We start from the raw sequence: 12459 nt of genomic DNA on the forward strand, positions 1-12459 counted from the left end.
ACCCCCGGCGTGACAGGCCGGTATTCTAACCAACTGAACTACCACTCCAGTCTTTACACCCTCGCTTGCGAGCGTCGGTTATTTCTCTGCAAGCTGCGCTGCTTTACTGCGAACCGGGCGATAACCCGAACACTAAAGCGACGCTGATGTTTGGCGTCCCCTAGGGGATTCGAACCCCTGTACTCACCGTGAAAGGGTGATGTCCTAGGCCTCTAGACGAAGGGGACATAATCTTTTCAGATCTGTCTCTAACTCGCTGCCGATTTACGATAACTTGCTCGTTATTTCGTTTCGTCAACTGCGAAGACCGCTATTTTAACTACGCCACTGCTATTTGTGAAGCCTTTTTTGCTACAAGCTCCAGACTTCGGAACGACTTCACTCTGCTCTGATGGTGGAGGTAAGCGGGATCGAACCGCTGACCTCTTGCATGCCATGCAAGCGCTCTCCCAGCTGAGCTATACCCCCTTGCAGAACAGAAACGAGATTCTAGAGGCCAATTTGCGCTTTGTAAATACCCTTTGAGCAATTGCATGCGACTTTTTTCGCAAGTCGCATGCAAACCCGCTCAATGCAGCCGCGAATGCGCTCAGGCCAACGCTTTTTCGATACGGCTCACCACGACCTCGCGGCCGAACAGCATCAGCACGCTGTCAATCGACGGCGTATGCGTGGTGCCTGCCACCAGCAAACGAACCGGCATGGCCAGTTGCGGCATCTTCAGCTTGTGCGCGCCGAGCGTTGCCTTCAGCGCTGCGGCGATCGCTTCCTTGGTCCACTCCACGGTCTTGAGCGCTGTGGCCAGATCGGCAAGCGCCGGGCGCACGATGTCAGTGACATGTTGCGCGAGCGCCTCGGCTTCAGGCGCCGGCACTTGATAGAACATCGCCGCATTCCCGGCAATTTCCTTCACCGTCGATGCGCGATCCTTCAGCAGGCCCACCACCGACACGAGATCAGCGCCTTGCGCGATCGTGGCTTCGTCGATACCCAGCTCGGCGAAGAACGGCTTTGCCAGCTCCGCGAGGCGCGCGTTGTCCGCTTCCTTGATGTAGTGGGCGTTCAGCCAGTTCAATTTGTCGTGGTCGTACTGCGCCGGCGACTTGCCCAGATGCTCCAGATCGAACCATTCGACGAACTGCTCACGGGTGAAGATTTCCGCGTCGCCATGCGACCAGCCCAGACGCGCCAGATAGTTGACCACCGCTTCCGGCAGATAGCCGGCGTCGCGATAACCCATCACGCTCATCGCGCCGTGACGCTTGCTCATCTTCTCGCCCTGCTCGTTCAACACGGTTGGCAGGTGCGCGTAAACCGGCGGCTCACCGCCAAGCGCGCGCAGGATGTTGATCTGGCGCGGCGTGTTGTTCACGTGATCGTCGCCGCGAATCACGTGGGTGATGCGCATGTCCAGATCGTCGACCACCACGCAGAAGTTGTAGGTGGGCGTGCCGTCCGGGCGCGCGATCACGAGGTCATCGAGTTCTTCGTTTGAAATTTCAATGCGGCCCTTCACGGCGTCGTCCCATGCGACCACACCCGTGAGCGGATTGCGGAAGCGCAGAACCGGCTGCACGCCTGCCGGCGGCTCCGGCAAGACCTTGCCGGGTTCCGGGCGCCACGTGCCGTCATAGCGCGGCTTCTCGCCGGCCTCGCGCTGACGTTCGCGCAGTGCGTCCAGTTCTTCTGTCGACATGTAGCACGGGTACACGAGCCCCGCGCCCTGCATCTGCTTGAGCACTTCGCGGTAACGGTCCATGCGCTGCATCTGGTAGAACGGGCCTTCGTCGAAATCGAGATCGAGCCACGCCATGCCTTCGAGAATGGCGTCGACGGATTCAGACGTGGAGCGCTCGACGTCAGTGTCCTCGACCCGCAGCACGAAGGTCCCTTTCATCTTGCGCGCGAACGCCCACGGATAAAGCGCGGAGCGAATGTTGCCGAGGTGGATGAAGCCGGTGGGACTCGGTGCGAAACGGGTGCGGACGGAGGTGGTCATTAGCGGTTACTCGGAAGACAGGCGCCGGCGCCGTGGCTGACATCGCCAGTGAAGCGCGGCAGCGGAGCGCGCCCGTGCAGCGCCAGGCGCCTTGCACGAACACGAGGGAAATAAATGCGAGAGCCGAATTATACCTTCCGAACCCGTCTTGCCTGCCCTCGTCCGAACGGCCAATGGCAAGCCCGCTGGATGCGAGAGAAGCTTGCGCCAGGGCGCCTGAGGGCTTCCTCTGCAACGTTTCATTACCGCGCCGACGCGCGCGCGGCGCTTTGATTTATGATGTGCGCGCGCTGCGGGTAGGGATAGAACCACAGCGCATGGAATCGCCGCCGGCGGTCGTCGCGGTTTGACTATCCGCCTGATCGCGGCAGAAGGCTGCGGCCGCTTGCTCTGCTTGCACCACTTGCACCACTTGCAGCTGATTGCACCGAATGCACTGACTGCACCGCTTGCCCCGATTACGTCGCCCCTGTTGTCGCTGGAGAACCCGTTGAAACCGTCATCCCCCCGCCTCGCCCGTCGCAACTTCTCATTGGCGGCCGCCTCCGCGATGCTGGCGGCCTGCACCGCGACCGGCGGCGGCAAAACCGATAGCACGCCGGTCGCTGCCACCCCCACCACCAACACGCCGCCGCTCGACAAACCGCAACGCCCGATCCGCGTCGGCCTCGCGCTAGGCGGCGGCGCCGCGCGTGGCTTCGCGCACATCGGCGTGATCAAGGCCCTCGAGGCGCGCAACATCCAGGTCGACCTGGTGGCCGGCACGAGCGCGGGTTCTGTGGTCGGCGCGCTGTACGCATCGGGGATGAACGGTTTTGCGCTCAACAAGCTCGCCCTGACCATGGACGAAGCGTCGATCAGCGATTGGGCCATGCCGTTTCGCACGCGCGGCTTTCTGCAAGGCATCGCGTTGCAGAACTACCTGAATACAACGCTCAACAACCGCCCGATCGAGAAAATGGTCAAGCCGCTCGGCGTAGTCGCCACCGACCTGAAAACCGGCCAGCCGATCCTGTTCCAGCGCGGCAACACGGGCATTGCGGTGCGTGCATCTTGCAGCGTGCCGTCGATTTTCGAGCCGGTGAAGATCGGTGGCCACGAATATGTGGATGGCGGTCTGGTGAGTCCCGTGCCCGCGTCGTTCGCACGCAGGATGGGTGCGGATTTCGTGATTGCCGTGGACATCTCGCAGCGACCGGAAACCGGCCTCACCGCCAGTTCGTTCGATGTGCTGATGCAGACGTTCACGATCATGGGCCAGACGATCAAAGCCTACGAACTCGATAAGTACGCCGACGTCGTGATCCGGCCGAATCTGGCTGCCATGAGCGGCAGCGACTTCTCACAGCGCAATGCAGCGATCCTGGCCGGCGAGGAAGCCGTGGCGAAGCTAATGCCCGAGCTGCAACGCAAGCTGGCCACGAGCCGTGCCGCGGCGTAACCCGCCCGGCTCCAGCGTCGATTACACGGCCCCGCGCGCTTCTTCAGCTACTGCAGCACGGAGTGCGTAAGGCGGATACAGACTGGGACACAGCACAAAAGATTCGCCAGCACATCTTCGGCAAGCGCCCAAACGCAAAAAGCCTGCTTCGAACGAAGCAGGCTTTTTTGTCGCACCGAAACCAACGGTGCGCGCCGAATCAGTTACTGGTTGCCACCGATCGTAGCATTCACGCGCTTGCGCAGATCTTCACCGTCCTGATAGGACGTCTCGATCCGGCGTGCCCCCGTGAAACGCTTTTCCCAATAGCCGCTATCCAGGTCGTCGACGCGGATCGTGCTGCCCGTGGAAGGCGAATGCACGAACTTGTTGTCGCCGATGTAAATGCCAACGTGCGAGAAGGTGCGGCGCATGGTATTGAAAAACACCAGATCGCCCGGCTTCAGGTCGCTCACGCGAACCTTTTCGCCGACGCGGCTCATTTCCTCGGCGCGGCGCGGCAGCGCCATCCCGAGCGTGTCCTGGAACACGTAGCGAACGAAGCCGCTGCAATCGAGGCCCGAATCGGGCGTATTGCCGCCCCAGCGGTAGCGCACGCCGATCATGTTCAACGCGCCGACCACCACGTCGCCCGCTTTACCGGCCATGCCGGAAAGGAACGATTTGGCGCCGCCGTCGCTGCTGGGAGCGGCCGATTGCGAATTGAGGGGGGACAAGGAATTCGACCCGTTAGGGGTCGAATATGAGGCATTCTGATTAAAACTGCTTACTTCGTCGGCGAAAGCGCCGGGAGCTGCTGCCATCAAGACGCCAATGAACATCCCGGCGACGACGCGCGTGCAAGCCTGGGTCAGGTTTCTGTGCTGCATTGGTCGGTATTTTTTGCCTAAAAATCAGTGGTCTACGGAAAAAAGTTTGGTCGATACTAGCCAGTAAGTATTCACGTGTCAAAACAAATAGAAAAATACAATCGAGACACGCACCCAATTGGTGAAAGAGGGCGAAATCAATGATCCAGCGCCGCTTTCAGCAGCTTTCGCGTGTAAGGGTGCGCCGGTGTCGCAAAAATCTGCTCAACGTCTCCGCTTTCAACGATCGAACCGTTTTGCATCACCGCCACCCGGTGAGCCATCGCCCCGATCACGGCCAGATCGTGACTGATGAAAACGAAGCCCAGGTTGTACTTCTGCTGCAATCCGGCGAGCAGTTTCAGCACCTGCTGCTGGATCGATACGTCGAGCGCACTGGTCGGTTCATCGAGAATCAGAATCCGCGGCTCGAGCACCAGCGCGCGCGCAATCGCAATCCGCTGACGCTGGCCGCCCGAGAACTCATGCGGATAGCGGTACAACACCGTGCGGTCCAGACCGACTTCGCGCAGCACCGACACCACCTTGTCGCGCCGCGCCGCCTCGTTCATTTGCGGCCGATGCAGCGCGAGCCCCTCGCCGACGATCCGCTCGATCGTCTGACGTGGCGAAAGTGAACTGAACGGATCCTGAAACACGACTTGCATGTTGGAACGTAAGGCGGTCTGTTCGACGCCGCGATAGCTGCCGAGCGCCCTCCCCTGAAACTCGATCTCGCCGTGCGCGGTGCGTTGCAAACCGAGCAGGGCCATCGCGAGCGTCGATTTGCCCGAACCCGATTCGCCGACGATGCCCAGCGTCTCGCCCTGGCGCACCGACACGTTCGCATCGGCAACCGCGCGGAAGCGCCCCGAACGAAACCAGCCGCTCACGCCCGGCAGTTTCGTTTTGAAATCGACCGAGACATCGCGCGCTTCGAGCAGCACCGGCGAGATCGGCAGCACCGGCACCACCGTGCGCTGCGGACGGCTCGCCAGCAGGCGTTGGGTGTACGGATGTTGCGGCGACTCGAACACCTGCTCGACCGGGCCGCTTTCCACGAGCACGCCCTTCTCCATCACTGCGATACGCTGCGCAAAGTGCCGCACCAGATTCAGGTCGTGCGTGATCAACAGCACGGCCATGCCGCGTTTCTCGGCTTCGTCGCGTTGCAGCTCCAGCAGCAGGTCGACGATCTGCGCGCGGATCGTCACGTCGAGCGCAGTGGTCGGCTCGTCGGCCAGCAACAGGCGTGGACGGCACGCCAGCGCCATGGCGATCATCGCCCGCTGCCGTTGGCCGCCCGAGAGTTGATGCGGGTAGCTGTTCACACGCTTGCCGGGCTCGGCGATGCCCGTGCGCCCCAGCAATGCCACGGCGCGCTTACGCGCCTCCTGCGCCGTGACACCGTCGTGTACGACGATCGTCTCCGCAATCTGGTCACCGACCGTATAAAGCGGATTGAGTGCCGTCATCGGCTCCTGGAAGATCATCGCGATGTCCGAGCCGCGCATGCCACGCATCTCGCGCTCGCTTTTGGCGAGCAGATCCTGGCCGTCGAAATGGATCGACCCGCTGACCTGCGCGTCGCTCAACAGACGCAGAATCGACAGCGCCGTCACGCTCTTGCCCGAACCCGATTCGCCGACCAGCGCGATCCGCTCGCCGCGCTGGATCGCGAGCGTCACGTCGTTCACCGCGACGGTGTCGCCGAAAGTGACATGCAAATGGTCGAGTTCCAGAAGCGGCGGCGTCATGGCCTGTTTTGCGTTGCTCTCCACTGCGGCGCTCACTGGTTGCCCCCGGCACGCATCGCATCGGAGATGCGGGTATCGAGCGCATTGCGCAATGCGTCGCCCATGAAGGTCAGCAGCAACAGCATCGCCACCAGCACGCCGAAGGTGGACAACGAGATCCACCACGCGTCGAGATTCGCCTTGCCTTGCGCCAGCAGTTCGCCCAGGCTCGGCGTCGGCGACGGCACGCCGAGGCCGAGAAAGTCGAGGCTGGTGAGCGCGAGAATCGCGCCGCTCATGCGAAACGGCAGAAACGTGATCACCGGCGTCAAACTGTTGGGCAAGACGTGCCGCCACATTATCTGCCAGTTCGAGAGCCCCATCGCGCGTGCCGCCCGCACATAGTCCTGATGGCGGTTGCGCAGAAACTCCGCGCGCACGTAATCCGACAAGCCGATCCAGCCGAATAGCGAGAGCAGCACGATCAGCAGAATGAACCCCGGCTCGAAGATCGACGAGAAAATGATCAACAGGTAAAGCTCCGGCATCGCGCTCCAGATCTCGATCAGCCGCTGTCCGATGATATCCGTGCGCCCTCCGAAGTAACCCTGCACGGCGCCGGCGGCAATCCCGAGTACGGTGCCGATCAAGGTCAGCACGAGCGCGAATTCCACCGACACGCGAAAGCCATACAGAAGACGTGCGAACAGATCGCGACCGCGGTCGTCGGTGCCGAACCAGTTATCGCGCGACGGGGGCGCCGGATTCGGCGCCTTCGAGAAGTAATTCAGCGTGTCGTAGTAATAGCGATTCGGCGGATACACCGCGAAGTTACCCGGCGCGTCGAAACGATGTTTGATATACGGGTCAAGATAATCGGCGGGGGTCGGGAAGTCACCGCCGAACGTCGTCTCCGCATAGGTCTTGAACATCGGAAAATACAACTGCCCTTCATAACGCACGACCAGCGGCTTGTCGTTCGACCACAGCGGCCCCGCGAGGCTCGCCGCGAACGCGACAACGAAGATAATCAGACTCCAATAGCCGAGGCGCTGCTGACGAAAACGCCGCCAGACGCGCCGCGCGGGCGTTGGCGAGACGAACGCGCGAGCCGGTTCGGTGCGCGCCGCGGCATCGGCGGAAAGACGGGCTCGATTCATCAGCGCTCCAGTTGTTCGAATTGGATGCGGGGATCGACCCACACATAGCAAAGATCGGAAATCAGCTTGGTCGCGAGTCCGATCAGCGTGAACAGATACAGCGTGCCGAGCACGACCGGATAGTCGCGCCGCACCACCGATTCGTACGACAGCAGCCCGAGTCCGTCGAGCGAAAACAGCGTCTCGATAAGCAGGCTGCCGGTGAAGAACGCACCGATGAACGCCGCCGGAAAACCAACGATCAACGGCAGCAACGCGTTGCGAAACACGTGCTTCCACAGCACGCGCTTCTCGGACAAACCTTTGGCGCGTGCAGTCAGCACATATTGCTTGCGGATCTCGTCGAGAAAAGCGTTTTTCGTCAGCATCGTGACGACCGCGAAACTGCCCACCACCGAGGCCGTGATCGGCAACGTGATATGCCACAGGTAGTCGACGATCTTGCCGCCGGGACTCAACTGCGCCCAGTTGTCCGAGGTGAGGTTGCGCAGCGGGAATAGTTGCAGGAAGCTGCCGCCGCCGAACAGCACGAGCAGCAGCACGCCCAGCACGAAGCCTGGAATCGCGTAGCCGATCAGCACCACGAGGCTCGTTGCGATGTCGAAGCGCGACCCGTTGCGCACCGCTTTGGCGATGCCCAATGGCACCGATATCAGGTAGGTCAGAAAGAACGTCCATAAGCCGATACTGATCGACACCGGCAACTTCGAAACGATCAGCGACCACACGCTTTGATGGCGGAAATAGCTCTGCCCGAGATCGAACGTCGAGAAGCGTTTGAGCATCAGGACGTAGCGTTCGAGCGGCGGTTTGTCGAAGCCATAGAGCGCTTTCAGTTGCGCGATCTGCTGCGCGTCGACACCGGTGTGCGCGCGCAGACCGAACGGCGCGCCGTTTTCCGCCCCTTTGCGCAGCTCGTGCTGCATCTGTTCGACCGGGCCGCCCGGGACGAACTGGATCACGACAAAGGTCAGCGTCAGCACGCCGAGCAAGGTCGGGATCATCAGCAGCAAGCGTTTGAGGATATAGCTCCACATGGCGACGTTTCCGGTGCGAAGGCGGTGAATGAATGGACGCTTTTCAGTGCGGCTGTGCTTGCGGCTGCTGTGGCTGTTGCGGCTGTGCATACCACCACATCGACGTGATCCAGCCTTCCGCGCCATAGTACAGAGGCAGCGTCTTTGGCCACGCGAGCCCGCGTTTGAACGCCACCCGATGCGAAGCGCTGTACCACTGCGGAATCACATAGTAGCCATGCATCAGCACACGGTCGAGCGCATGCGTGGCGTCGATCAGTTGCTCACGCGTCTGCGCATGCACGAGCGCGCTCAGGATTGCGTCGACGGCTGGCGACTTCACGCCGATCACGTTGTCGGAGCCGGGCGTGTCCGCAGCCTTGCTGCCGAACCGGTCGATCTGCTCCGAACCGGGCACCTGCACGTCCGCCATACGAATCGTGGTGGTGTCGAAATCGAATGCGTCGAGCCGCTTCTGATAGACGGCGAAATCGGAGACACGAAACGTCGCGGTGATGCCGAGCTTCTGCAGATTGCGGATGAAAGTCGCGACGATCGGCTCGAACTGAGCGGACGAACCGGAATCGTCGAGAATCTCGAACTGGAACGGCTCGCCTTTGGCGTTACGCAATGCGCCGTCGCGATAGGTCCAGCCCGCCTGCTGCAACAACGCGCGCGCCTGCAACAGATTGGCGCGCAGCGAGCCGGGCGGATCGGTGTCCGGCTGCTTGGGCGCCAAACCGAACACCGCCGGATCAAGCTGGGCGCGCCACGGCTCGAGCAGCGCCAATTCGCCCGGCGATGGCAGGCCCTTCGCCTGCAAATCCGTGTTGGCGAAGAAGCTGTCGAGACGCGTGTACTGATTGAAGAACAACTGGCGGTTTAGCCACTGGAAATCGAGCGCGAGATCGAGCGCCTTGCGCACCCGCACATCCTGAAACAAGGGCCGCCGCATATTGAGCACGAAGCCTTGCATGCCGGTGCCGTTATGTTGCGCAAACTCGCGCTTGATCAGCTCGCCGCTATCGAACTTCTTGCCGACGTCGCGCCGCACCCAATTGCGCGCGACGTACTCGACCAGTGCGTCGTACTCGCCGGCCTTGAACGCCTCGAGACGTGCTGTGCTATCCGAATACAGCTTGTAGACGATCCGGTCGAAATTGTTCATGCCGACCCGCACCGGCAGCGCGGCGCCCCAGTAATTCGGATCGCGCCGATACGTCATCGTGCGGCCGTTGTCGTACTGATCGATCAGATAGGGGCCGCTCGCGATCGGCTTCTCGAAAGCCAATTGGTCGAACGGAATCCGGCTGCCGTCCGGCTTCATTCCCCACTTGCGCGAAAACACCGGCATACCGCCCGCCAGCAGCGGCAATTCGCGACTGCGCTGATGGAACTCGAAGCGGATCGTATGCGGATCGACCACCACCGCGCGCGTGATCTCGCCGAAGATCGATGCGAATTGCGGCGCGGCTTGCGGGCTTTTCAGCGTGTCGAGCGAAAATTTGACGTCGTCGGCGGTGACCGGATCGCCATTCGAAAAGCGCGCGCGCGGATTGATGTGGAAGGTGGTCGACAGGCCGTCGGGAGCGATGTTGATGTCGTCGGCAAGCAGGCCGTAGGCCGAGGCCACTTCGTCGCTACTGCCGGTGGTCAGGCTTTCGAACAGCAGATCCACGCCCGGTGCGGTATTGCCGCGCAACGTGAACGGATTGAATTTATCGAAGCTGGTGAGCCGGCTCGGATTGGCCATCACCAGCGTGCCGCCCTTCGGCGCATCGGGATTGACGTAGTCGAAATGCTTGAAGTCGGCCGGATATTTCGGCTCGCCGTATTGCGCGATGGCATAGACCGCATGGGCCTCGGGCGCGGCCAGCAAACCGGCGAGAGCCGACACGCCGCACAACGCTGCCACGCACGCCTCGCGCCACGAACGCAGCACGACCTGCCATACACGCGGTACAACCCGTACACCGACACGCGATAGCCTGTGAAGCACGCCGCACCCAGGTGCACGAGGCGTTTGAACCCATCGCGAGCCAGTTGTCATAGGGGCCTTGTTGGTCAGTGGGCAATTGCAATGTGAGAGAATTCTACCCAATAAAGCCGCGCCATCCGCGCATCTCATCCCCGCATCTCATCCGCATCAATCTACCGCCTCGCTCCCGCGAATCGGCTGCCGATGCGATGGACTTCGCTGCAGGTGCAACGCCACGACGTCCGTGCGTGATGCGCAGGTCACATTGGGAGATGGTTTCCTCCGCCGGTTCGCGAGCGCAATAAAAAACCGCCCTTTGAGGGCGGTTTTTTCGACGCTACAAAGACAGCTATCTGATGACCTAGTGCCAGCCGCGATGGTTGTCGTAGTGGTTACGGCCGTAATCGTAGCGGCCCGGGGGATGATGACGATACCAGTCGTCACGCGCCCAGTAGCGGCGGCCGTCCCAGTAACGGTCACCGTGCCAGCCGATCACGATCGCCGGGCCACCGTAGTACACGGGAGCCGGCTGATAGACGACCGGAGGCGGCGGAGGCGGCGGCGGTGCGTAGACGGGCGCCGGCGCGACATAGACCGGCGCGGGAATGCCGATGTTGACCCCGACGCTAAGCCCGCCGGCCATTGCAGCACCGGAAGCAGCCAACCCGAGAACCCCGATCAGAAATGGAACAAGACGTGCGGACTTCATCGATTCACCCTTTTGAAGAATGTGTGTTGTTGGCCGAAATATAGCGCAAGGCAATCATCCGCGTATTTCAACTTTGTAATAACTGATGCATAAGATCGCATTGCGGCCCTCTGCGTTACGTCTGGTTACACGCACGAATATTTCGGTGAAAAACCAGCCAGGCTGTAACGAAGAAGACTATCCAGCCGTTACGCCAGGCGACAGGAAGTACGCTCCGCCGATTTAATTGGGTATCCGAAGCATGTGGAAAGTTTTAATTTGCAGCACCGGCGTTTATTCGTATTCGCTCCCCACCGAGCGAGAATGCGCCCTTGGAAAAACAAAACCCCGCAGAGCCTAGACTCTGCGGGGTTTGCCGCCATTGCTGGCGGAGACGGAGGGATTCGAACCCTCGATCCAGGTTTTGGCCCAGATGCTCCCTTAGCAGGGGAGTGCCTTCGACCTCTCGGCCACGTCTCCCAAACTTTCGGTTGCGCAGGGAGTCAGCGCAACGAAGCCAAGATAATAGCGGGCCAAACCGGGAAGGTCAATGTCTACCGCACATTTTTTGTGCCAGTTTCGTCCTCTACGACGCAATTATTCACATCGCCGCGTCACATAAGCCGCGCCGATTTGCCGCTCATGCGCTCATGCCACGACCGGGCATTAAAAGGCGAGGCGCTCCTGTACGCCCCAACCCCGCGCGGCAAATTACGCCTGATCCAGTTCGAAGGCCTTATGCAGCGCGCGCACCGCGAGCTCCATGTACTTCTCGTCGATCAGCACCGAAATCTTGATTTCGGAGGTCGAGATCATCTGGATGTTGATGCCCTCTTCCGACAGCGTGCGGAACATCGTACTCGCGATACCCACGTGCGAGCGCATCCCGACGCCGACCACCGACACCTTCGACACCTTCGGATCGCCCAGCACCTGCTCAGCCTGCACGTGACCCTTCACCTGGCCGGTGAGGATGTCCATGGCGCGCTGATAGTCGCCGCGGCCAACCGTGAACGTGAACGCCGTTTTACCGTCGACGCTCTGGTTCTGGATGATCATGTCGACGTCGATATTCGCGTCCGCCACCGGGCCGAGAATCTGATACGCGATGCCCGGCTTGTCGGGCACACCCATCACGGCGATGCGAGCTTCATCGCGCTGGAACGCGATGCCCGAGATGACTGCTTTTTCCATGGTCTCGTCTTCTTCAAAAGTAATCAGGGTGCCCGACTTCATTTCAGTGTCGAGCGGGATGAGCGGATCGGTCAGGCTCGACAGCACACGCGTCTTGACCTGATATTTGCCGGCGAATTCCACCGAGCGGATCTGCAGCACCTTGGAACCCAGGCTTGCCATTTCCAGCATTTCTTCGAACGTCACGCGATCGAGGCGGCGCGCTTCTTCCACCACGCGCGGGTCGGTCGTGTAGACGCCGTCGACGTCCGTGTAAATCAGGCACTCGTCGGCTTTCAACGCGGCAGCGACTGCGACAGCGGATGTATCCGAACCGCCGCGGCCGAGCGTGGTGATGTGGCCGTCAGGATCGATACCCTGGAAGCCCGTGATCACCACCACCTTGCCCGCTTCGAGATC

Annotated in this window: 9 protein-coding genes and 3 tRNA genes; 1 reads left to right on the top strand and 11 read right to left on the bottom strand. The window is 61.2% G+C overall.

Annotation, left to right across the window (positions count from 1 at the left end):
* Window positions 1-151: 151 nt before the first annotated feature.
* The 3 genes from QOC89_RS09785 to gltX all read right to left on the bottom strand — a co-directional run bounded on the left by QOC89_RS09785 (window position 152) and on the right by gltX (window position 1999).
* Window positions 152-227, bottom strand: a tRNA-Glu gene (locus QOC89_RS09785).
* A 165-nt stretch (window positions 228-392) separates the two neighbouring features.
* Window positions 393-468 (bottom strand) — tRNA-Ala (locus tag QOC89_RS09790).
* Between the two features lie 121 nt (window positions 469-589).
* On the bottom strand, window positions 590-1999 hold the full coding sequence (gltX, locus tag QOC89_RS09795; protein WP_323044826.1) for a glutamate--tRNA ligase: 1410 nt from the start codon (window positions 1997-1999) through the stop codon (window positions 590-592).
* Window positions 2000-2489: 490 nt separating this feature from the next.
* Between gltX and QOC89_RS09800 the strand changes: the two genes are divergently transcribed.
* Window positions 2490-3440, top strand: coding sequence for a patatin-like phospholipase family protein (locus QOC89_RS09800; RefSeq protein WP_323044827.1), 951 nt, complete (start codon window positions 2490-2492; stop codon window positions 3438-3440).
* A gap of 203 nt (window positions 3441-3643) precedes the next feature.
* On the opposite strand, the gene QOC89_RS09805 is transcribed toward QOC89_RS09800, so the two are convergent.
* The 8 genes from QOC89_RS09805 to QOC89_RS09840 all read right to left on the bottom strand — a co-directional run.
* Entirely contained in the window at window positions 3644-4309 is a 666-nt protein-coding gene (locus QOC89_RS09805) for a C40 family peptidase (RefSeq protein ID WP_323044828.1), read from the bottom strand.
* Window positions 4310-4446: 137 nt separating this feature from the next.
* Window positions 4447-6045, bottom strand: coding sequence for a dipeptide ABC transporter ATP-binding protein (locus tag QOC89_RS09810; RefSeq protein WP_323044829.1), 1599 nt, complete (start codon window positions 6043-6045; stop codon window positions 4447-4449).
* A gap of 32 nt (window positions 6046-6077) precedes the next feature.
* Window positions 6078-7184: an ABC transporter permease gene (locus QOC89_RS09815; RefSeq protein WP_323044830.1), complete on the bottom strand. Its 1107-nt coding sequence runs from the start codon at window positions 7182-7184 to the stop codon at window positions 6078-6080.
* On the bottom strand, window positions 7184-8221 hold the full coding sequence (locus QOC89_RS09820) for a microcin C ABC transporter permease YejB (RefSeq protein ID WP_323044831.1): 1038 nt from the start codon (window positions 8219-8221) through the stop codon (window positions 7184-7186). Before QOC89_RS09820 ends, QOC89_RS09815 begins: the two co-directional genes overlap by 1 nt.
* Before the next feature lie 43 nt (window positions 8222-8264).
* Entirely contained in the window at window positions 8265-10250 is a 1986-nt protein-coding gene (locus QOC89_RS09825; protein WP_323044832.1) for an extracellular solute-binding protein, read from the bottom strand.
* A 289-nt stretch (window positions 10251-10539) separates the two neighbouring features.
* Window positions 10540-10887, bottom strand: a complete 348-nt coding sequence (locus QOC89_RS09830; RefSeq protein ID WP_323044833.1) for a hypothetical protein — start codon at window positions 10885-10887, stop codon at window positions 10540-10542.
* A 365-nt stretch (window positions 10888-11252) separates the two neighbouring features.
* Window positions 11253-11346, bottom strand: a tRNA-Ser gene (locus QOC89_RS09835).
* Between the two features lie 231 nt (window positions 11347-11577).
* On the bottom strand, window positions 11578-12459 hold an 882-nt coding region (locus tag QOC89_RS09840), incomplete at its 5' end, for an aspartate kinase (protein WP_323044834.1).

Origin of the sequence: Paraburkholderia sp. (assembly GCF_034668105.1) — a bacterium.
GTDB lineage: Bacteria > Pseudomonadota > Gammaproteobacteria > Burkholderiales > Burkholderiaceae > Paraburkholderia.

Bases quoted from the DNA above. Each gene is read 5' to 3' on its own strand.
- QOC89_RS09810 (WP_323044829.1), bottom strand. From the start codon at position 6,045: ATGACGCCGCCGCTTCTGGAACTCGACCATTTGCATGTCACTTTCGGC.
- QOC89_RS09825 (WP_323044832.1), bottom strand. From the start codon at position 10,250: ATGACAACTGGCTCGCGATGGGTTCAAACGCCTCGTGCACCTGGGTGC.
- QOC89_RS09815 (WP_323044830.1), bottom strand. From the start codon at position 7,184: ATGAATCGAGCCCGTCTTTCCGCCGATGCCGCGGCGCGCACCGAACCG.
- QOC89_RS09830 (WP_323044833.1), bottom strand. From the start codon at position 10,887: ATGAAGTCCGCACGTCTTGTTCCATTTCTGATCGGGGTTCTCGGGTTG.
- gltX (WP_323044826.1), bottom strand. From the start codon at position 1,999: ATGACCACCTCCGTCCGCACCCGTTTCGCACCGAGTCCCACCGGCTTC.
- QOC89_RS09805 (WP_323044828.1), bottom strand. From the start codon at position 4,309: ATGCAGCACAGAAACCTGACCCAGGCTTGCACGCGCGTCGTCGCCGGG.
- QOC89_RS09820 (WP_323044831.1), bottom strand. From the start codon at position 8,221: ATGTGGAGCTATATCCTCAAACGCTTGCTGCTGATGATCCCGACCTTG.